Origin of the sequence: Bradyrhizobium sp. AUGA SZCCT0431, assembly GCF_018131065.1 — a bacterium.
In the GTDB taxonomy this organism is placed as follows: Bacteria; Pseudomonadota; Alphaproteobacteria; order Rhizobiales; family Xanthobacteraceae; genus Bradyrhizobium.
The window spans coordinates 1-21,055 of sequence record NZ_JAFCLR010000031.1; the positions used below are offsets into that span (position 1 = coordinate 1).

General features: G+C 62.0%; 18 protein-coding genes. 7 read left to right on the plus strand and 11 right to left on the minus strand.

What is annotated here, in order from left to right:
* Nucleotides 1-1,494: 1,494 nt before the first annotated feature.
* The 3 genes from JQ567_RS26170 to JQ567_RS26180 form a co-directional block, all read right to left on the minus strand.
* Nucleotides 1,495-2,073, minus strand: coding sequence for a hypothetical protein (locus JQ567_RS26170; RefSeq protein ID WP_212441488.1), 579 nt, complete (start codon nucleotides 2,071-2,073; stop codon nucleotides 1,495-1,497).
* A 2,783-nt stretch (nucleotides 2,074-4,856) separates the two neighbouring features.
* Nucleotides 4,857-5,579 carry a metallophosphoesterase gene (locus JQ567_RS26175; protein ID WP_212441489.1) on the minus strand — a complete coding sequence of 241 codons (723 nt, stop codon included), beginning with the start codon at nucleotides 5,577-5,579 and terminating at the stop codon, nucleotides 4,857-4,859.
* Nucleotides 5,569-6,090, minus strand: coding sequence for a hypothetical protein (locus JQ567_RS26180; protein ID WP_212441490.1), 522 nt, complete (start codon nucleotides 6,088-6,090; stop codon nucleotides 5,569-5,571). Before JQ567_RS26180 ends, JQ567_RS26175 begins: the two co-directional genes overlap by 11 nt.
* 882 nt (nucleotides 6,091-6,972) lie before the next feature.
* Here JQ567_RS26180 and JQ567_RS26185 point away from each other — a divergent pair.
* The 6 genes from JQ567_RS26185 (at nucleotide 6,973) to JQ567_RS26210 (ending at nucleotide 12,143) form a co-directional block, all read left to right on the plus strand.
* A complete protein-coding gene (locus JQ567_RS26185; protein WP_212441491.1) occupies nucleotides 6,973-7,461 on the plus strand; it encodes a Twin-arginine translocation pathway signal in 489 nt (162 codons plus the stop codon).
* Between the two features lie 19 nt (nucleotides 7,462-7,480).
* Complete coding sequence (locus tag JQ567_RS26190) at nucleotides 7,481-8,137, plus strand: ferric reductase-like transmembrane domain-containing protein (RefSeq protein WP_212441492.1); 657 nt, start codon at nucleotides 7,481-7,483, stop codon at nucleotides 8,135-8,137.
* A gap of 178 nt (nucleotides 8,138-8,315) precedes the next feature.
* Complete coding sequence (locus JQ567_RS26195) at nucleotides 8,316-9,239, plus strand: aminotransferase class IV (RefSeq protein WP_212441493.1); 924 nt, start codon at nucleotides 8,316-8,318, stop codon at nucleotides 9,237-9,239.
* Between the two features lie 265 nt (nucleotides 9,240-9,504).
* Nucleotides 9,505-9,708, plus strand: a complete 204-nt coding sequence (locus JQ567_RS26200) for a cold-shock protein (protein ID WP_100386944.1) — start codon at nucleotides 9,505-9,507, stop codon at nucleotides 9,706-9,708.
* A 288-nt stretch (nucleotides 9,709-9,996) separates the two neighbouring features.
* Nucleotides 9,997-11,202, plus strand: coding sequence for a GNAT family N-acetyltransferase (locus JQ567_RS26205; RefSeq protein ID WP_212441494.1), 1,206 nt, complete (start codon nucleotides 9,997-9,999; stop codon nucleotides 11,200-11,202).
* The gene (locus tag JQ567_RS26210; RefSeq protein WP_212441495.1) at nucleotides 11,199-12,143 is read left to right on the plus strand and encodes a cupin-like domain-containing protein; all 945 of its coding nucleotides are present in this window, start codon (nucleotides 11,199-11,201) and stop codon (nucleotides 12,141-12,143) included. Before JQ567_RS26205 ends, JQ567_RS26210 begins: the two co-directional genes overlap by 4 nt.
* 101 nt (nucleotides 12,144-12,244) lie before the next feature.
* Here JQ567_RS26210 and JQ567_RS26215 read toward each other — a convergent pair whose 3' ends face one another.
* Both JQ567_RS26215 and JQ567_RS26220 read right to left on the minus strand, forming a co-directional pair.
* Entirely contained in the window at nucleotides 12,245-12,883 is a 639-nt protein-coding gene (locus tag JQ567_RS26215; protein ID WP_249165724.1) for an NIPSNAP family protein, read from the minus strand.
* Nucleotides 12,884-13,010: 127 nt separating this feature from the next.
* Nucleotides 13,011-13,676, minus strand: a complete 666-nt coding sequence (locus tag JQ567_RS26220; protein ID WP_212441497.1) for a DsbA family protein — start codon at nucleotides 13,674-13,676, stop codon at nucleotides 13,011-13,013.
* A gap of 161 nt (nucleotides 13,677-13,837) precedes the next feature.
* Between JQ567_RS26220 and JQ567_RS26225 the strand changes: the two genes are divergently transcribed.
* Nucleotides 13,838-14,635 (plus strand): thioesterase family protein, encoded by a 798-nt coding sequence (locus tag JQ567_RS26225; protein WP_212441498.1) that lies wholly within the window; start codon nucleotides 13,838-13,840, stop codon nucleotides 14,633-14,635.
* A 107-nt stretch (nucleotides 14,636-14,742) separates the two neighbouring features.
* Here JQ567_RS26225 and JQ567_RS26230 read toward each other — a convergent pair whose 3' ends face one another.
* From JQ567_RS26230 to JQ567_RS26255, 6 genes are all read right to left on the minus strand, one after another.
* Nucleotides 14,743-15,447, minus strand: a complete 705-nt coding sequence (locus JQ567_RS26230; protein WP_212441499.1) for an ABC transporter ATP-binding protein — start codon at nucleotides 15,445-15,447, stop codon at nucleotides 14,743-14,745.
* The gene (locus tag JQ567_RS26235; RefSeq protein ID WP_212441500.1) at nucleotides 15,440-16,174 is read right to left on the minus strand and encodes an ABC transporter ATP-binding protein; all 735 of its coding nucleotides are present in this window, start codon (nucleotides 16,172-16,174) and stop codon (nucleotides 15,440-15,442) included. Before JQ567_RS26235 ends, JQ567_RS26230 begins: the two co-directional genes overlap by 8 nt.
* Complete coding sequence (locus JQ567_RS26240) at nucleotides 16,161-17,210, minus strand: branched-chain amino acid ABC transporter permease (protein ID WP_212441501.1); 1,050 nt, start codon at nucleotides 17,208-17,210, stop codon at nucleotides 16,161-16,163. Before JQ567_RS26240 ends, JQ567_RS26235 begins: the two co-directional genes overlap by 14 nt.
* A gap of 77 nt (nucleotides 17,211-17,287) precedes the next feature.
* Nucleotides 17,288-18,508: a substrate-binding protein gene (locus tag JQ567_RS26245; protein WP_212441502.1), complete on the minus strand. Its 1,221-nt coding sequence runs from the start codon at nucleotides 18,506-18,508 to the stop codon at nucleotides 17,288-17,290.
* 3 nt (nucleotides 18,509-18,511) lie between these two features.
* Nucleotides 18,512-19,369, minus strand: coding sequence for a branched-chain amino acid ABC transporter permease (locus tag JQ567_RS26250; protein WP_212035049.1), 858 nt, complete (start codon nucleotides 19,367-19,369; stop codon nucleotides 18,512-18,514).
* A 35-nt stretch (nucleotides 19,370-19,404) separates the two neighbouring features.
* Nucleotides 19,405-20,919, minus strand: coding sequence for an amidase (locus tag JQ567_RS26255; RefSeq protein ID WP_212441503.1), 1,515 nt, complete (start codon nucleotides 20,917-20,919; stop codon nucleotides 19,405-19,407).
* Between the last annotated feature and the right edge of the window lie 136 nt (nucleotides 20,920-21,055).

A 21,055-nucleotide genomic window follows, 5' to 3' on the forward strand; every position in this document is an offset into this window, starting at 1 on the left:
CAGAGGGCGCAGGGAATGCCGGATGCGCGCTGCACCCGCGGTCTCGTGTGCGAATAGTGCAAACAAAGCTGCACACGAGCATACAGGGCAGCGGAGAGCATCCGACATTCCCTGCGCAATGGCTTTACGGCTTATAACGCGATCTCCCCGGTCGGGCCGTGCTCGTTGTCACCGTCATCAGTGCGAAGCGTGAGCTCCTCACCAATTTGACGCCAGCATACGGGGCATCAGGACCACGCGTCTTTACCGTACGCTCAAGCTGCGCTCGTCAGTCGCAACATCAGCGTCCACCGCGACCTGCCCCTCGTTGTGACGTTGGCCAACGCCCCTCTGAGCGGGACAGGATGGCGATAGATATGCCCTGATTTGGTCTTCTGGTAAACCGAAATATTTTTGATTCCTGGGCTTGACACGATTTCCGAAAACCAGAGCTGATTTGCCCGTCGGGTTGTTTTGTCGCACGCGGGTCTCGCTTGCGCGGGAGGAGACGCTGTTCTCAAGACATAGCTAGATTGGGGCGTGAACCCATACGTTCGCGCGATCACGGGACGTCCGCTTAATCGTGCACTGCGGACTCGATTCAGGCATGGCACGAGGAAAGGTGCCCGAAGCACATCGCAACACTTTAAGCGAGCGGTCAGCGTTCTCTTGGCCGCCATGTCGATGGCGGGCCGTCGACAGATATCCTTTCAACCCCTGGTAGCGCAATCCGGAGTGTATGGTACCGTGCACTTATCGGGACGATTTCCGTCCCGGATTTGGAAGGACATGTCATGAGATCGTCGTCAGGCGTTGTCGCGCCCTCAGCTGTCGCTATCCTGTCAACTGCGTTGTTGTGCGGCCCGAGCGGTACGGCAATGTCGCAAACCGCAACAGGCTCCGCCACACCGCTTCCTAGCATCACGGTCGACGCGCCGAAGCAGGTGGCAAGGCCACAAAGGCCGAAACGGGTGGCAAACACAGTTGCATCTCGCCGGACATCGCCAAGCGCTCAAACGCCATCGGCTGCGCCAGGTTCAGTAATGGCGAGGTTTGCCGCACTTGAGAAAACCTCCAGCAATTACACCGATGGTCACCAAACAAGTTTCAAGTACGGCAACCAACCCTGGAATGGATGCTCCGCGTCGGCGAGTGAGTTTCTTTTTTCGCCAACGTGCAGAAACGTGCGCAACCACAAAACCTATGAGGAGTGCAGGCAAACCCACCTGTTTTTGGGTGCGAACGACCGTGGAGTCTGGTGGTATTGCAGCAGCTTGCTCGCCGGGGGGAAGTTGGCCGGAGAGAAGCATCAGGTCACCGAACTCAAGCGATCAGGACGTCGCTAGACCATACCGCCCGCTGGCTGCGCCCGAGCGCGGGATAGCATGTTCAACTAACGGACGTACGGGGATCATGAGTGCGTAGCCGGCAATATGAAGCGCCTTCTCATCAATTCGGCATGTTCTTGCTGATGCAAGACTTAGGAATAAGCGGAGACCGATTGGCAGCTCCGCCTCAGACCGCTTCGGTCCAGCTCTCCGAGAATGCCAACGCCGACGTCGAGAATGGCCGCCCCTCGCGTTCCCGCGGCCAGGATCGTCCCTTCGCCTCGACGCCGTTGCGGACGAGACGGGTGCCGAGCGCCGGGATCAGCACGGTGCACACACCGTAGCGCCGGTCGGGAATCTGGTTCGGCTGCGAGTGGATGAGCAGCGGTTCGCCGATATCGAACCAGGTAAGTGAGATGTCTTCGCCGTGCGACTTGATATATTCAGTCCAGAAGTAGCGCGGATCTCCGGCTTTGGAGAATTGCGCGTCCGCACAGGGGATAGTTGTATCGGAAAGTTCGGCATTGAGCATGCCTTGCACGGTAGACTGCAGCCACCGCGCCATCGCGATGTTGTCGGAGTAAATGCGCCAGCGCCCTTCCGTCAGCTCGCTTTTCAAGTAGAGAACGTGTCCGGGACCAGCCGGCGAAAAGATGATCCGCCAATAGCTCGCCTCTGTCGAGTTCGGCTCGCCGTCCTTCGGGCTCAAGCGGATAAACGGGTTCTCGCCCGTCAGGATCGTTTTGTTGGGATCGGCAATGCTCATGTAACTGGTCCTCATTCCGCGTAATATCCGGGGATACTAACGGTTCACGTCATCGCTGCAAGGAGCACGGCTGACGTCCGCTTCGGGTTATTCGCGTCGGTTGACCGGACTACGGCGACTTCCGGTCTACCCCGTGAACGGACATACCGGCGGCCAACTACCGCGGTAATAGGGCGCTATTAGTGTTGTCTACGCGCTGGATACGATGATGCGCGAAGCCGAGCACCAAAGGGCGAGCAACAGTCGCTGGCCGGAAGTTACCAGCGGCAGTCATAGGGCTCCGAGCGATCGACTGCGCCAACCGCCGAGGCACGATCGGTTCGCAGACGCGGGACCCTGCGCGCAGCGGCGTCCACCGAAGCGACCTTCAACCGCGAAAGGAGTGCCTGATTTGTCGCAGCATCGACATAGTACCGTCGGTGTACCTGCCATTACAGATGTACTGATCTAGCTGCGATGCACCAAGCATAAGCAAGACTGTAACCACGAAGCCCTTGAACATAGTGGGCCTCCTATGGAGACCGCCAACCGGGCTGGTCGGATTAAAGCGTTTCGGAAATTCGCTATCGCTCGTCGCGACCTATCTGCAATGGCGGGAAGCTTGACAATGACTGGTAACTAAACCCTTAAAGGGCAGCACAGCACGCTTTGCCATCGCAAAGCCCGGGCTGCCGTTTGGGACGGCCGGGCACACGCCGCACTATTCCGCAGAGCTGGGTGAAATCGATCTAGCCGCACGACGGTAGACCAGCGCCTCTTTAGCATTTTCAATGCCGAGCGCGACCAGTTCGCGAACCTGAACTGGCACCTCGATTTTGGTCTCCCATAATCAGCGACCATCCTCCGGCCAATTGATGGGCGTGAACCTAAGCCGCCGTCGGTCCATTTCTTCGCGAAGCTTATCCGCGTATGCGCGGACGCCCTCGCCTGCGAAGCGATAGCGGCTTCCTGCATCCAATGCGACTTGATGACGGACGTTCTCGTAAAACGCCAACAGGCGTTCGTCCTTCATTTGGGAATAATTCATATGTGGCCTCAAAAAAAAGCAGACCAAAAGAGAAGATTAGACACCAACCCGGCCATGAGCCAAGACCTTTCACGTATTTTTCGCGTCTCAGCTCAAAGAGGATTGTGAAACGGCAGGTAGGATCGAACCGCATACGCTCGCCGAAACCCAATGCCGCGCCACCTGACAACCGTAGCTCTTTTGCCACACGGTATGAGTTTGGCTTACTTGTGCTGTTTTCAGTGCAGACGCCACCGAAGGGATCATTAGCTTGCATAACCGGCGGCGCGGCGGTTGTGGACTCGCTCGAGGGGCCAGCGCGGTTCTAACCCCTCCGAACGAGTCCGCTCGCGTGGCTGCTTCATGGCCGCCGCTTAGCCGATCACGTCAACACCACGGGCGCCGGAGGGCGGACAACTGGTTGCCTCGCATACGAACCGAACGACCAAGCCTTCGTTGATTAAGAACAAGCGACTTGATGAAAGTCTGACCGGCCAGCGTGAGCAAATCGCCTGGAGGCGGCATGACATATTGGACCGTGGGTGTCGTCGCAATCTTGTTGGCGGTCTTTCCCGTCGTTGCGAGCGCGCAGGTGAACTGCGAAGCAATACCTCACGGACCCGTGCGCACCGATTGCTACCTGGGCCTAAGTCAGTTCTATCGTGGACAATCTGATCTTGCCGCGGCCAGAGCGCGCGCACAATCAGACGCCGCGTGGTATCGCGCAATTACTGGAACAGACCCTCCGAACCCCAAGCCACATCGGCGACGGCACAGACTTGGCCGTTGATCAAGGGTGTTGGGGTCCTGAGCCCCCAACCGGAAAACGGCCCCAGCGGCGGGGCAGCGACTGGGGCCGTCTTTTCATCGGGTACATTGTGGGGGACGTTGCACCCGGTCGTGTAGAATCAAGCAATCTCGGTAACAATCGTTCCAGTGCCCCCGTTCGGCTCGGCCTCATCTTGCCCGCCTATGAACCGGTCCATCATCAAGCCCAGCGCCGCCGGCGCGCCGCTGCGTAACCTCCGACAAGCGAAACCATCATTGCGAGAAAATCATGATGATCATGAATACAAATACGAGCGCACTCGCGACGACCCCATAAACTAGATCGCCGCGTTCGCGTTTCGTCATGTTTTGGATCCCAAGGTCAGGTCCCGAACGCGACGCCGACGAAGTCAGCGTCTCGCCAGACCAAGCGACACTCCCGAACCGTCCGAAAATTATCGAACGACAGATCGAATTCCACCGGCAACACGTTTAGCTGCTCCAAGCGAACGCCGGCTCCAGAATTCGTCACGTCGCGAACGCAACAAGGAAGGACACCGGCCCCGCCATGAAAGTATAACAGTGCGCTCCGATTGATATGCGTCCGGCCGATCGCGCGACGCTCTCGACCTGTGGACTTTAGCACTTGCTCGACAGTCGACATGGCAGTCCCGTGAAGCGTGCAGCAGGATCAATTTGAGCGGGACGCCGCCTACAGCGGCGCCCCTAGTCGAGCGGTACGCTGGATTGGTGATCTGGACACCTCTCAAATCCGCACGACTACCCGGAATGATAGGCCTACGTTCGCACGCGGCAACGAAACTCGCGTATTAAGCTTGATACGCTCGCTGCGGGTTAATTCTGGAACCGGACGCGGTCGTGGCGTCAAACCTAACGTCCGCTCTTTCCCAAACAGCGGACATCACGCATCAAGGCCGCACTTCCGAAAAGTGCCAGACTCGGAAGTGCCTGATGTCGAGAATGACGCAAACCGCTTCCTCTCCCACCGTCAGACGGAAATGAGCGCATAGGGCAACCCTGAAGGCTTCTGCACGCCCATGGCGACGTTGTACACTCGCGCTCCGGCGGGCGTGCGGCCCTCATACTTCCCGCGATGCGCATGACCATGCACTACGGCGCATACTTTGAAGCGGTCAATGGTCTCTGCAAGGCGCGAGCACCCGAGGAAGGGATAAATTTCGAGAGGTTCACCCTCTACCGTGCCGACAATCGGGGCATAGTGAAGGACAACGACAGCGCGCCGGCTGTTCACCGTGCGCATGATGTTCTCCAGCCGCATCGCTTCATTCATCGCTTCGGCAACAAACGTCTTGATCGCCGGCTCGCCGAAAGAGCTCAGCATTCGTGGACCAAATCCGCCGGCAAAGCCCTTCACACCAATAAATGCCACGCCATTAACTTCGGCTGCCTGGCCATCGAGCAGGTGTACGCCCGCGTCACAAAGGATTCGTTTCACCTCGTCGGCATGTCCCGACTCGTAATCGTGGTTCCCAAGGACGCCGATTACTGGGATAGAGCAGGCACGCAGCTCTTTAGCGAGGATTTCCGCCTGTGCCGGAGTTCCGGTATCGGTGAGGTCGCCGCAAAGGACCAGGGCGCCGGCACTCTTCGAGATTGCTTGAAACAATTCACGAAGCGAGCTCGACTGCTCATCCTTCACATGAAGATCGCCCATGCTTGCAAATGTGAATGAACTTGCATCATCGTTCATTGCCGCACTCGTCTTCGCCGTTCAGAAAGCCCCATTTCTCGGTCGCACTTCGGTAATCGGAGCTGGAAAGCAACCGACCACGGCAGAGTTTCGTCGCCGGTGGCGGACCTTCCCGCTGCCGACTCAATCGTTCAAGAAGATCGTCAAGCAGCCAATCTGGAATGGCATCTCGCTCGCTCGGATAGATCCAACGAAACGTGAGCAGATGACAAAGCAGTATCTCCCAATGTGGGTTCATGTACATGATCAGGCGCTGCCAATCGATTGCCTCTCGCTGCTTAAGAATGAGATGGACGATATCGACGCCATCATGACGGTTCCGCTTCTGGATGAACGCCTTGGACCAGATCAGCTCGGTGGGGTTGATCACAGGCACGCAATGCCCGAGCACTTGAGCCTGTGCTGCATACTGAAACCACTCTTCCTGAACCGGCACGGCCGCCGTTGCTGGAACCAAAGATGATGTCAACGAAATCGCGGCCGCGGTGAACTTTTCCCAGCCAACTCTCATCCGCCGATACCCGATTGTTCCGCTGTAGGTGAGAGAGCAAGCGGGGGAATTCCGCGGCAGTCGTAAAAATGTCTAGGTCCTTTGTCGGGTACCGCGCGTGGGTATAAAGATTTACGGCGTACCCGCCTCCGATCATGAACGGAAGATCCGATTCGAGGAGATCCCTCAGGACATTTGAATAGAACTGCTCCGTTTGGGTAAGAGACGCGAGCTTGAACGCATCGACATCTGTCGAACGTTCCGTACCCAGCGGTGCAATCTGGCGATCTCGCGCTTGCACTGATCACTCCATTTGTTTCACTCCATTTGTTCCTTAATACTAATCGCCGCGCATCCTGGAAGTTCCTTTGAGTTCCGAATTGAACGATCGGCGAACGGCTGGGCGGCAGCAGAAGGCGTGCGAAAGAGCAGGACAAACGCTTCCTAGCGACCCCCGCCGCCGTGCATCTGCGTCGAAGCCTGCGTCGATACACTCGCGACTAAGGATCATGCTGGAGAGAGCGCCAAATCGACTATCTTTTGAGGCTTCGGTCGGCGGACGCTCGCGGCGGGGAATTAGGAAGCAGCTAGGTCACTCAAGCCTGAGATGTCCGTTTAGGGTCAAAGCCGACTTCGCGCCGCATCGTGACGGTGGTGCCAGAAGCAGACAAACCATCGATCGCCTGGCATTCCATCGGCGATCAGGGCGAAGGGCCAATTGAAGAAGTAGCAACGGACGCTGCTGAGTACGCCTCGTCAACGACGCTGGTTGAGCGGCCGGCACACCCGTTCACAACACTGTTATTGCGCCCTGTCGCGCTGCTCGCCTCCCTCAACTGGGCCTCTCGCGCTTGTTGTTGTACTCTGGGCGCAGCAACCGCACGGTCGCGAGGAGGAATTTACATGAACACCTTCGTACTCAACCGCCGCAACCTCCTCGTCGCCGGCGGGTCCGTCCTGGCAACCGGGGTTTCCGGGCTGCTGTTGCCCGCCCGCGCGGAAGGCCTCGCACCGACCCCTTCGATGCCGGGCGGGGCCAACAACTACCTCAAGGGCGCGCCGACCGTGGATCGGATCGGCAAGGGTGGCTTCTGGATGACCGGCACCGTACGCCGCGCAGGCGACGGGGCCCCGCTTGCCGGGCAGCGCGTCCAGATCTGGGCGCACACGACCGAAGGGCGGGAGGGAGACCAGCGTAGTCATGGGGCGACGCTCACCGACAAGAACGGGGCGTTCCGCCTCGAGATGCCGCAGATCATTCCGATCTTCGGCCAGCCGCATGGTCACCTCGCCTATGACAGTGGTGAATTCAAAACCGTCTTTCTACGTCCCGTGATGCGCAGCGCCAAAGATACCAGCCTCGAGGCGCACTTCGTCCTTCAGCCGGCCTGACCGGGTTGGGAACACAAGGATGAGATTGGCGAAGGTGACCCTGATCTGGGCCGCCCTTGCAGCAGCCATTTGCGTGCCGATCGCCGCTGCAGCAGCGAGCCCGCTGCTCGCATGGCGCGATCCGGTCTACATACTGGCCGGGTTCGCAGGGATTGTCGCAATGGGTCTTGTGCTCGTTCAGCCTTTGCTGATTGGCGGATACTTACCGGGACTGTCGGCTTATCGTGGACGGCGTGCACATCACTGGATCGGAGGCGCGCTGGTCGTGGCGGTGGTGGTCCACGTCGCGGGCCTCTGGATCACCAGTCCGCCTGATATGATTGATGCCCTTCTGTTCTCATCACCGACGCCGTTCTCGGCCTGGGGTGTGATCGCCATGTGGGCCATCTTCGCCGTCGCGATTATAGCTGCACTTCGCCGGCGATTGGGACTGCGAGCGCGAACGTGGCGTATCGTCCATATGCCCCTCGCGATTGTCATCGTCGTCGGGAGCGTGGTCCACGGCATCCTGATCGAGGGGACGATGGAGACGATGTCGAAGGCCGCGCTTTGCGCGCTGGTCCTTGCGGCGACCATAAAAGTCATGGCTGACCTGTGGGTGCGGAGAAAGCGAGGGACATCGCGCGGAGAGAGCGTTGCGCGAGAGGCCGTAGGGCGGATTGAGCCGAAGGCGTAATCCGCCGCGCTAGCTACATCGCAAACGAGCTTGTGCTATCCTGAGCCCTATGTCGAGTTATCGTCACGTGTGCATCGGCGAGCGGAGAGTACTGCAGCAACCATCAACCGTAGGCCAAGATGGCGGATTACGCCTTCGGCTCAATCCGCCCTACGGAATACGAGCTTGGAGACCACCCATGACCACCGCCCCCTACCCCGATGGCGCGGGCTACGTCCGCGGACGCTATGTTCCGATCGCCGAGGCGACGCTGCCGGTGACCGATTGGGGTTTTACGCGCTCCGATGTCGTCTATGACGTCGTGCATGTGTTCAAGGGCGGCTTCTTCCGACTCCGAGATCACCTCGACCGGTTCGAGCGCTCGATGGAAAAGCGCAGAATCCATCCGCCGGAAGATCGCGCCGCCATCGAGGCGATCCTGCATCGCTGTGTCGCGCTCACCGGCCTTGCGGACGCCTATGTGGCGATGGTGGCCTCGCGCGGGCGGCCGCGGGTTATGGGATCGCGCCGGCCGGCGGATTGCGAAAACCATTTGATTGCGTATGCGCTGCCCTGGATCGACGTCGTGCCGAAGGACGTGCAGGCGCGCGGCGCCCATGTCTTTGTTGCCTCGACGCCGCGCGTGCCCGACGCCTCGGTCGATCCCACGGTGAAGAACTATCAGTGGAACGACCTGACCTCCGGCCTGATGGAGGCGCACGATGCCGGTTTCGACACCGCGGTGCTGTGCGACGCGCAGGGTTTTCTCACCGAGGGGCCGGGCTTCAACATCTTCGTCGTCAGGGACGGAAGGGTGACGACGCCCGACCGCGGCAGCCTGCGCGGAATCACGCGGCAATCGGTGCTGGACCTGTGCGCCGAACTCGGCATCGAGGCGGCGGTCGAGCCGATCCCGCGATCGGCGCTCGACCACGCGGACGAGGTCTTTCTCGCGACCACCGCCGGCGGCGTCATGCCGGCGTCGCGCATCGGCACGCGCATCCTCGGCAACGACCGGCCCGGGCCGATCTCGACGCGGCTCAAGGATATCTATTGGCGCAAGCACGATGAGGGCTGGCACCACACGCCGGTCCGGTATCAGCTGGCCGAAGCGGGCGAATGAGCGGCGCCCAGCCGCGGCAGCCCGGATGAGCCAACGGCAGCATCGAAGACCCCTCCGCACCCTGCGATTACGCCTCGGCTCAATCCCGGCCTACGCCCTCCATGGAGAGTTCCAATCGTGGCCAACCAAGCCCCAGCGGCTCAAGCCAGCTGGTTTTGGGCCCTCGTCCCTTGCCGCCTGGCGGTTCGCTCCGGCGGGTTTTCCTTGCGGAGCACCCACAGACGGACCTAGGTTGTCGGCCTCGATCAAAACAGGGAGTGCGGACGTGGCGACAGGTACTGTGAAGTGGTTCAACGCAACCAAGGGATTCGGGTTTATCCAGCCCGACAACGGCGGCAAGGATGTGTTCGTGCATATCTCGGCGGTGGAAAAAGCCGGACTGAGTTCCCTGAATGAGGGCGCCAAGGTCAGCTACGAAGAAAAAGAAAACCGCGGCAAGACCTCCGCGGAAAATCTGAGAGTTGGCTAACGAAGATATTTCCCGCCGGTTCACGCCGGCGGGGGCTACGTCCCCACTGCTGCGATCCGGGCCGTCAAGACAGCCGCTTGCCCGGCCGGAGATGGTTGAACGCTTATCCTCGCAGCATCTGCCCGGCGGCGGCATGCTGAATCAGCCCTTAACATAACCGCTCAAATCCGAGCGCGGCCCCACCGGCATTTTCCATTTCTCTGCGCTAGCGTTGCCCCCAGAACGTGGTGGAGGCAGGCGGCACCCTATTGGTGCCGCTCTCGACATCACGACCGGGGAAACGGGGAAGTGGCCGAGATTGCAGAGACATCGGTAGTCCGTCGTGCATCGCCAGGGGATGCCGCACGCACGCGCGCGCCGGTGGCGCCTGCCGGCGCGCTGACGCCGCTGGCCGAAATCCCCGCCGCCCAATGGCGCGCGCTGTCAGAGCGCGTCGCCGAGCCCAACGGCTATTACCTCCCGGAATGGGAATTGGCGGTCAACGCTTCCGCGCGCGGACGCGTCGGTGCCTCTGCATTGAGTGCCTGGAGCGATGCCGCCGAGCTGACCGGGTTGATGCCGGTTATTTCGATGTGGCGCGCCTACAGTATTCCGCTGCCCGTTTGGGTCAGCGCCGATCCCTACGGCTCGCTGTCCACGCCGCTGCTGGGCCGCGATCATGCCGAACAAGCGGCAGGGCGCCTGTTGGACGGCGCGCGCAAGGCCGGTGCTCACGCGTTGATGCTGCGCGACATGTCGCTGGACGGCGCCGCGATGAAAGCCTTTACCGCTGTCCTGGCCCGCGACGGCCTCACGCCGCGCGTGCTGCAGTCGCATGTCCGCGCCGCCCTCGATGCCACCCTCGACGCCGATGAGTTGCTGCGCGAGGGGCTGGGGCCAAAAAAACTGAAAGAGCTGCGCCGCCAGCGCAACCGGCTTGGCGACCATGGCGAGGTGCATTTCGACATTGCGCGCACGCCCGCCGAGGTTACGGCCGCGCTCGAAACCTTCCTTGCGCTGGAAGCCAGCGGCTGGAAAGCCAAACGCGGCACCGCGCTGGTGCAGCATGCGGGCGATGCCGCCTTTATCCGCCGTGCCACTTCGGCGCTCGCGGCCACCGGCCAATGCGAGATCGTGACGTTGCGCGCCGGCGAGACGCCGGTGGCAGCGGCCATCGTGCTGCGGCATCAGGATCGCGCGTTCTATTTCAAGCTCGGCGTCGACGAACGCTTTTCGAAATTTTCGCCGGGCGTGCAGCTGACGCTCGATCTGACCCGGCATCTCTGTGCCGATCCTGCGATCCGCCTCGTCGATTCCACCGCCAACGCCGACCACCCCATGATCAATCCGATCTGGCGCGGCCGGCTTGCGATCGGCGACGTGCTGTTTCCGCTGCGGCGGGGCGACGTGGTCGCAACGCTGGCGCAAACCGCCTTGACGCTGCGCAAGCTGGCCCGTGAGCCGGCGCGCCGCGCCATCCGCTTCATCAGGGAACGCCAGGAGAAATCCTCATGAATACGCAGACCGCCGTAGCACCGGTCATCACCGCCGATAACGACGCGCTGCGCCGCGACTTTCCGCTAAAGCCGTTCGCGATCCGCCACAAGCTGGCCGGCCATCCGCTCCTGATGCTGCCGCGCATCGCGCAGCTCGCGGCCGAACTGCCGCGCGATTTGATCGAATATAATTCCGGCAAGGTCGCGATCAGCCAGGATCCCGACGCCATTCCCTCGGTTGATCTCGATCCCGTGGAAGTGGTGAAGAGCATCGAGACCGCCGGCGCCTGGATGGTGCTCAAGCGGGTGGAGAATTCGCCGGAATATCGCCAGTTGCTGGAAGACACCCTGCTCTCGGTGGCGCGCGCCCGCGGCTTCAACAGCTTAGGCGACGCCGGCTTCGAGCAGCTCGAAGGTTTCCTGTTCGTGTCGTCGCCGAATTCGACCACGCCGTTCCATCTCGACAGCGAAGACAATTTCTTCGTGCACATCCACGGCGAAAAATTCTTCACCATCTTCGACAACAACGACCGCGCCATCGTCTCCGACGACGAGATCGAGCGCTCGATGACCAAGCACCGCAATCTGAAATATGACGAGCGCTTTGCCGCCCGCGGCCAGGAGTTTCATCTGTTCGCCGGCGACGGCTGCTACGTGCCGTATCAGTGGCCGCACTGGGTGCGCACCGCTGACTCGTTCTCGATTTCGATGGCGATCACCTGGAAGACGCGCGAGGTGCGCCGCCTCAACGACCTGCACTTCTTCAATTCGATGCTGCGCGGCATCGGCCTGCCGCAGCAGCCGCCCGGCAAGCAGCCGGCGCGCGACGCGCTCAAGCTCGCCTTCTACCGCACGGTGACGACGGCGATCAAACCGCTCCGCGCCTCGATGGCGATGCGCCGCCTGCTCCGCCGCATCGCGCTCGGCAAGCGCGCGAATTATTATTTGGAGGGCGTGTAATCCCTCCAGTCGTAGCCCGGGTGAAGCGAAGCGCAACCCGGGACTGCTTACCTTCGTGGCCCCGGATTGCGCTTCGCTCCATCCGGGCTACGTGAACACCCTCACTTCAGCGGCGAGTGCGGCGCCGGCAGCATGATGGTCGAGTGCATCTCCTCGAGGAAGCCCGGGCCCTTGCCGAGGAATTCCTGCCAGGCCGGATCCTTCAAGGCATTGCCACGCGCTTCCGCACGCGCGTTGAGATCAGGATAGGCCCAAATGTGGCAGGCCTCGTTGGGCTGCCCCGCTTCGGTCGTCCACAAACCCACGATCTTTGAATATTTTTCACGCGCCGGCAGCACCGCCGTGAATGCATCGAGCCATTGCTTGAGGCCGCCGGCCGGCTTGCCGCGGTAGTTGCGCAGTTCGTAGATATTGCCTGAGGATGCCGGGGCCACCGGCGGCTTCACCGCGTTCATCAGGCGGACGTCCTGACGGACCAGGAGCGGACGGATCAGCGGAATGTACTCGGCCGTCCAGCGCGGGTTCTTGGCGAGCTCGGCGCGAAGGCGTCCGCGCTCCTCGAAACTGTTGTAGCTCCACATATGCAGGACCTGGTTGAGCGGCCCGATCTCGGTCATCCAGTAGCCTTCGAGCTTTCCGTAATCGTTCTTGCGGATGTCCGCCGACACCGTGCTCGCCGCTTTCACCATGTCGCCGAGCGTGCCGGGCTTTACGGTGTAGGTTCGCAGTTCGTAGATCATGGCGTTTTCCCCAAACTTTGCCTTATCGATCGTCATGGCCGGGCTTGTCCCGGCCATCCACGAATTTCTTGTCGCGCGAGTGTAAGGACGTGGATGCCCGGGACAAGCCCGGGCATGACGAACTCAGCTATTCCGCCGCCTGCGCGTTGATCTCTCCCGATACCTGGCGGATGGCGCGGGCGAGTTGATCGGCGGGTTGCGCGCCCGAGATCGCGTATTTCTGCGCCAGCACGAAGGTCGGCACGCCGGAGATGCCCTTCTCGGACGCTTCCTGCGCCTGGCCCGAGATCAGCGCGACATCCTCGTCGGTCGCGAGGCGCTTGCGCACGTCGTCGGCATCGAGGCCGATATCGGCGGCGGCCTGCACCAGCACGTCGATATCGGTGAGATCGCCGCCGTCGCGAAAATACAATTCCATCAGCCGCTGTTTCATCTCGCCGGATTTGCCTTGCGCTTCCGCCCAGTGGATCAGGCGATGGCAATCGGTGGTGTTGGGCTGGCGCTTTACGAGCTCAGGCCGGTAGGTCAGGCCCTCCTCGCCCGCGGCCGTGACGACGCGGCCGGCAATGCTCTTGTAGGCTTCGACCGAGCCGAACTTGGCGGTGAGATACTCGTCGCGGCTGATGCCCTCGCGCGGCACCCAGTTATTGAGGAAGAACGGCCGCCAGCGCACCTCGACCGGCACATCCGGCACCAGCGCCAGTGCGTTCTCGATCCGGCGCTTGCCGATATAGCACCACGGGCAGACCACGTCGGAGACGATGTCGATCTTCAGCGGCTTTATGGTGCTCATGGGCGCGTCCTCGGGCTTCAAATGATGGCCGGAAAGTAAGCCGATTGAGGCCCGGGACAAGACCCCGGGCCGCATGCCGCCATTACATAACCTCCGCGGTTATTGTGGCCGCGGACGGGTCTTCGTAGAAATCGGGCAACGATTCAACCGCGGAGCCCGATATGACCGCCATTTTCAAGCCGGAAGGCCCTCTCTTTCGCGCCACCGAGCATGCCGGCGGCCCCTGGTCGCCCGATATGCTGCAGGGCAGCGCGACCACCGCGCTGATGACCCGCGAGGTCGAGCGGCTGGCCAATGCATCCGGATTTGCGGTGCGCCGCCTCACCTTCGATTTGTGGCGGCCGGCGGGATTGCGGGCCTTCGGCCTGGAGACCGAGATGCTGCGCGACGGCCGCAAGGCCAAGACCATCCAAGTGCGGCTGACGGACGGCGAGACTGAAATCGGCCGCTGTACGGCGCTCTTGACGGCGCAGGGCAGCGAGTCGCCGGCCGATCCTTTCTCCAAAAATTCGGCCAGCGATGCGCCGCCGGAGCAAGGCACGCCGCCGCCGGCCTTTGCGCAGAAATGGAGCCGCTATTTCCAGAACGTCTCGGTGCGGCTGATTGAAGGCGCGCTGGAAAAGCCCGGACCCGCGGCGGCATGGATGCGGCTCGACGTGCCAATGGTTGAAGGCGAGACCAACACGCCGCTGCTGCAGGCGGTGCAGGCCGCGGACTTTGCCTCAGGCGTCGGCCAGATCGTCGACATGCGCGAATGGACTTTTATCAACCCCGAGATCAGCCTGTATTTCTTCCGCCCGCCCGAGGGCGAATGGATCCTGATCCGCTCGCGCACCCGCGCCGGCGCCAATGGCGCGGGGCTGACCATGGCGACGCTCAGCGACCGCAAGGGCGCGTTCGCCGAAGTGCTGCAGGCGATGACCTTCGAGCGCCGCGCCGCGCAGGCTCAGGCGTCGTGATTTGTCTTCCGTCATGGCCGGGCTCGTCCCGGCCATCCACGTCTTTGTCTCAAAGAAGCAAGACGTGGATGCCCGGCACAAGGCCGGGCATGACGACGTTTGGTATTTCAAGGCGCGAGATACTGCAGCAACCTCGGATCGTCGCGGACCTCCTGCGCCGATCCTGATAGCGCGACCCTGCCGCGGTCGAGCACGAAGGCGCGGTCCGCGACCCGCAGCGCGAGATCGAGATGCTGCTCGACGATGACGATCGCGATATCTTTGGCGAGCAGGATCAGGCGCTCGGTGATTTCCTCGATCACACCGATCCAGACGCCTTCGGTCGGCTCGTCCAACAACAACACCCGCGGGTTCGACAACAGCGCGCGGCCGATCGCGAGCATCTTGCGTTCGCCACCGGACAATGTACCGGCAACCTGATCCATCCGCTGGCCGAGCTTTGGAAATATCTCCAGCACGCGGTTGACGGCCTGGCCGTCGCGGTTGGTCAATGCGCCGACGGCGAGATTGTCGCGCACCGAAAGCCTGCCGAATACGGAATGCTCCTGCGGGACGTAGCCGACGCCGAGGCGAATGCGCTGCTCGGTCGGCAGCGCGCCGACACTGCGGCCATCGAGGCTGACGGCGCCGCCGAGCAACGGCAGTTCGCCGACGATCGCCTTCATCAGCGTGGTCTTGCCGGCGCCGTTGCGGCCGAGAATGGCGACGCCGCCGCGCCACGGCACGGCCATGCTGACGCCGAACAGCACCTGGCTCCTGCCATAGCCGGCGTTGACGCTCTGGATGTCGAGATATCTGTCCTGATCAGGCACGGCGGAGATAGACCTCCTGAACCCGGGCGCTCGACTGGATATGCGCAACCGATCCGCAATCGAGCACGCTGCCCTGATCGAGCACGGTCAGCCGGTCGCAGATGTCCCTGATGAAATCGAGGTCGTGCTCGACGATAACGAGGGAGCATTTTCTCTTGATCGGCTGCAGGAGCTCGCCGGTTACCCGGCGTTCTTCGAGGCTCATGCCGCCGGTCGGTTCGTCCAGCAGTAGAAGTTTTGGCTCGGGCGCCAGCGCCATCGCGATTTCAAGCCATTGCTGCTGGCCGTGCGACAGCGCGGACGCCGGTTCCGCCGCGCGGTCGACCAGGCGGAACTGCTCGAGCATGGCCATGGCGCGATCGTGCAGCACGCCGCGGCTGCGCGAAAACACCAGGCTGGGCAGCGAGCACTGCGCCTGCAGCGCCAGCAGGATGTTGTCGTACAGCGTCAACGCCGGCAGCACGCTGGTGATCTGGAATTTCAGACTCATGCCGGCGCGCGCCCGCTCCGCCGGCGAGGCCTGCGAGATATCACGGCCGCCGAACGTCACCGTGCCCGATGTCGGAATCTCCGCCCCGGCGACGCATTTCATCAGCGTGCTCTTGCCCGAACCGTTAGGTCCGATCAGGCCGTGGAATTCGCTTTCGGCAACGGTGAGATCAGCGCCGTTCAGCGCCGTCAGCTTGCCAAAAATCTTGATCAGGCCGCGCGCTTCAAGAAGAGCCACGATCGCCCTCCTCCGGCAGCCGGCCGAAATTGCCGACACGCTCGCGCTCGCTCAGGATCAGGCTGATCAGGCCGGCCGGGCGAAACAGGATGACCAGCAGCAGCAATACGCCGAGGATGATCGGCCAGATGTCCTGATAGGAGTTCGACAGCCAGAAACTGACCGCCTCAATCGCGACCGTGCCGATCACGGCGCCTATCAGCGTGCCGGAGCCGCCGAACAAAACGTAAAGAACCACCTGCGTCGAGATCACCACGCCCAGCATGTTGGGCCAGACGAAACCTTCGTGAAACGCATAAAGACTGCCCGCGAGGCCCGCGACGGCGCCGGCAAAGGAAAAGATGATCGCCTTGAGGCGCTGCACCTGATAGCCGAAGAAGGCGATCCGCTGTTCGTTCTCGCGCAGACCCGCCAGCGCCAGACCGAATTGCGATCGCACCAGAAAACGGCACAGCAAATAGACCGCCAGGAGAATACCGAGCGTCATGTAATAATAGACCGGCCCCTCCGTGATGTCGTAGCTGCCGAGCGACATCGGCGGGATCGAGGGAATGCCGTTCTGGCCGCCGAGATAATACCAGCCCCGCGCCACGCGGTCGGCCGCGTAGGAGCCGGTCAGGGTGCCCAATGAAACAAAGATCACGCTGGATGGATGACGTCCGAGCAGCAGAAACCCGCCGAGCAGCAGCGCAAAGGCAAAACCGATCAAAAGCCCGGCCGGCAGCACCAGCAGGATCGACGTCACGCCGAGATCGCGCGCGATCAGCGCCACGCCATAACCTGCCGTGCCGAAGAACACGGCCTGCCCGAAACTCATGATGCCGGCATATCCCCACACCAGATCGAACGAGAGCGCAAACAGGCACAGGATCAGAACCCGCGTGGCATAGATCGTCAGATAGTCCTTGAGGACGAATGGCAGCAGCACGGCGATCGCCAGCACCACGATTTCAATGATCGGCAGCACTTGCCATCGGCGCTGGCGGCCGACTCGAAGGGGAAGCGGCAGCGACGTCGTCGGGGTCGTTTCTGTCATCAATTGGCCAGCAAACCTGCTCCTGACTTGGCGGCGGCCTGCTGCCGCCGCGCGATGCTCAGTGTTACCTTCAGCATTTAGCATTCCTTGGGATCGACGAGGCCGGCGCTGCGCGCGACGATCTCATAATTGCCGCCCTTGGCAACCGCCGTGTACATCTTCATCTTGCAATGCCGCTTGCCGGGAACCATTTCGGCCGGTCCGCCGGGACCTTCGGCGATCTTGGCATGATCCAGTGCCGCCGCGACCCCGTCGCGATCGATCTTGCCGGCCTCCTTGACCGCCGCCTCCCACAGTTTGAGGCCGCGATAGGTCCCGGTCGCGGCACTGCCCGCGGCGAACAGGAAGGTGCCGGGAAACTGCTTTTCGTAGGTCGCATGAAGCTTGGCGCTGAACGGATCTTCCGGCGTGAGCGCCTTGAAATAGTCGAGGCAGCTCGCAAGGCCCTCGATCTCCGCCGCCTGGTTGATGTTGAGCGTGTTCTCGTCGTAATAGACGCAACTCAGCCGGCCGCCGTTCTTGAGGAACCCCGCCTCGTAGAGCTGCTTGAAGAACGGCCCGACCCCCGGCGGAATCACGGTGTTGAACACCACGTCGACTTTGTTGGAGATGACCCGGTTCACCGTGGCGCTGAAGTCGATCTGGTCGAGCGGGTAGTACTCTTCGAAGACCACCTCACCGCCATTGGCCTCGATCACCTTGCGGGCATAGACGTTCAGGGTGTGCGGCCAGACATAGTTGGCGCTCGGCAGCGCGAACCGCTTGCCGCCGTTCTTGATCAGCCAGGGGATGAATTCGTCGCACTGCTGGGCCGGCGTCGGGCCGGTGCAGAACAGATAGGGCGTGCATTCCTTGCCCTCATAGAGCTGCGGATAGATGTAGAGCGTCTTGCCGCGCGCGACGATGACGTCCTTGATCGCGTTGCGCATCGAGCTGGTGATGCCGCCCAGCACCAGATCGACCTTGTCGCGCTGGATCAGTTTTCGGACGTTGCCGACCGCGACCGATTCATTCGACGCGGTGTCCTCGATGAACAATTCCAGCGGCCGCCCGAGCAAGCCGCCGGAATCGTTGATTTCCTTGACCACCATTTTGGCGACGTTCGCATCCGCGTTGCCGGCGTAACCGATCGGGCCGGTCAAGTCGGTCGCGATACCAACCTTGATCGGGGCGGCCGCGGCGTTCGCCCAATCGGGACGAACGACCCAACTGCCGACACCGGTGGCAATGGCGGTGCTGGCAAAGGCGAAGTTGGAGAGAAACCGCCGGCGGTTGAGATGGCTGCGATCGCTGGACATGGACTAGACCCCTTTTCCTGAAATCAGGCCTTGCGGCCGAAACTTGATGAAGATGATGGCGAGAACGAACACGAGGACGTCGGCGATCACCGGCGGGATGATCCAGGGCAGGGCTGCGGCCAGCGTGCCGATCACGCCGGCGCCCGCGACGGGTCCCGCGAACGAGCCGACCCCGCCGACCATGACGGCGACGAACCCCTGGATCAGGAAGCGCAGGCCGAGATCGGCAAACAGCGAGAACACCGGCACGATCAGCGCCCCCGCGAGCCCTGCGAGCGCGGCGCCGAACGCAAAAGTGGCGCCATAGATCGCGTTGGTTGAAATGCCGGAAGCGCGGGCCAGCGCGGGGTTTTCCAGCGACGCCCGGATGCGCAAGCCGAAGGCGGTGCGCGCCAGCAGCAGATAGCTGCCGATCATCACCAGCGCCGTGATCAGGATGATGACCAGTCGCCAACTCGAAAAGTGCATGGTCCCGATATTGACCGAACCGCCGAGCGGCTCCGGGACCGACAGATAGAGCCCGCCGATCAGGCCGCGGACGATTTCGCGGATAATGAGCCCGAGCGCGTAGGTGCCCAGCATCGCCACGATCGGTGCGGCGTAAAATCGCCGGACGATGCTCCGCTCCAGCACAAATCCCAGTGCACCGACGGCAAACGGTGCGGCGGCCATGCCGACCCAGACCGGCGCGCCCGCGCTGTGCACGATATAGGTGACGTAGGCGCCGAGCAGGACGAACTCGCCCTGCGCGAAGTTGAAGATGCCCATCATGCTGGCGATGATCCCGAGCCCCAGCACGACCAGAACGACGATCGCGCCGAAACTCAGGATCTCGAACAGTGCGACGAACAGATTATCCATATGCCATCACCAGCAGCGTTGCGGCGTTCGGCTGCTTACATTTTCTTCCAGTCTCCCGCCTGCTCGAAGGCGTGCGCCGCGCGATAGATGGTCATTTCATCGAAATGCCGGCCGACCAGCATCAGCCCGACCGGAAGGCCGTCGACCATGCCGCAAGGTATCGACATCGCCGGGTGGTGCGTGATGTCGAAAGGCGCGGTGTTGGTGATCATCTCGAAGGCGCGCTGGCACACCTCCTCCCGGGAGGCGCCGGGTGCTGGCAGCGGCGTCGCCTTCATCGGCGTGGTCGGCATCAACAGCAAATCGTAATTCGCCAGCACTTTGTTGTAGGCCGCGGTCACGCGCCGCGAGATGTTGACGGACTTGCCGTAGTAGCGCGGCCCGAAATTATTGTTGATGTAGACGCCGAGCATCAGGAACAGTTTCGTCGTTTCCGACAGCGAGTCCGCCTGCCCGCGCCAGCCGCGATGAAAATCCATCAGCGACGTCGAGTACAGATCCGAGCGGCTGAGACCATAGCCGTCGCCGAACATCATGGTCTGGGCGATACCTTCCGCGCCGATCGGCGTCCAGACCGCCGGCGCCACCAGGTGCATCGGGATCGAAACATCTTCGACCAACGCGCCGAGGCTGGCGAAACGCTTCGCGGCTTCCCGCACGCTTTTGTTGACGTCGGCTTCGGCGCCGGCCTGCTCGAAACCTTCCTTGATGACCGCGATCTTCATGCCCTTGATGCCGGCGCCCAGCGCCTTCGTGTAGTCCTTCACCTCGGGCGACTTGATCCGGGGGTCGTAGCCGTCGTCACCGGCAATCACTTCGAGCAGCAAGGCATTGTCGGCGACGTTGGCGGTCATCGGTCCGGTGTGATCGACGAAGATCTCGATCGGCATGATGCCGGTATAGGGCACGAGGCCCCAGGTCGGCTTCATGCCGTAGGTGCCGCTGAAGGACGACGGCATCCGGATCGATCCGCCCTGGTCGCCGCCGATCGCCATATCGACTTCGCCGAGCGCGACGACGACCGCGCTGCCGGAGGACGATCCGCCGGCGGAATAGCCCATCTTGTGCGGGTTGTGCACCGGGCCGGTCGAATTGGTATGACTGCCGCCGGAGATGCAGAACGATTCGCAATGCACCTTGCCGGCAATCTCCGCGCCGGCATCGAGCATGCGCGTGACGATGGTGGCGTCGAAATCCGGCACATAGCCTTCGAGCGTCGCGGAGCCGTTCATCATGGGCACACCGGCCAGCATGATGTTGTCCTTGAGCGCCACGACCTTGCCCTTCAGCTTGCCGCTGGCGGCGCCCTTGACGGTCGATTTGCGGTACCAGGCGTTGCGCGTATTTTCTTCCGGCGACGGGCGATAGCCAGGGGTCCGCGGGTACTTCACGATCGGGACTTCGTCGGCCATTGCGCCCACGGCGTTGTAGGCATCGACCGAGCCCTGCATCAATCCGCGGAAGGAAGCGACGTCCTCATCGGTCAAGGCCAGACCGCATTGGTCGGCAACCGCGCGCAGCTGATCGGGAGTAGGAAGCGCTACTGTCACGATGGATTCTCCTGTTTCTCTGACGGCTCGCGAAGGAAATTGCGAAGGGCCCCAACCCCAATCCCATCACTAGAAACGGAAATGTTTTCCTTTTCAAGTATTATTTTGCAACACCTCCTTTTGCGAAGCGTTACGC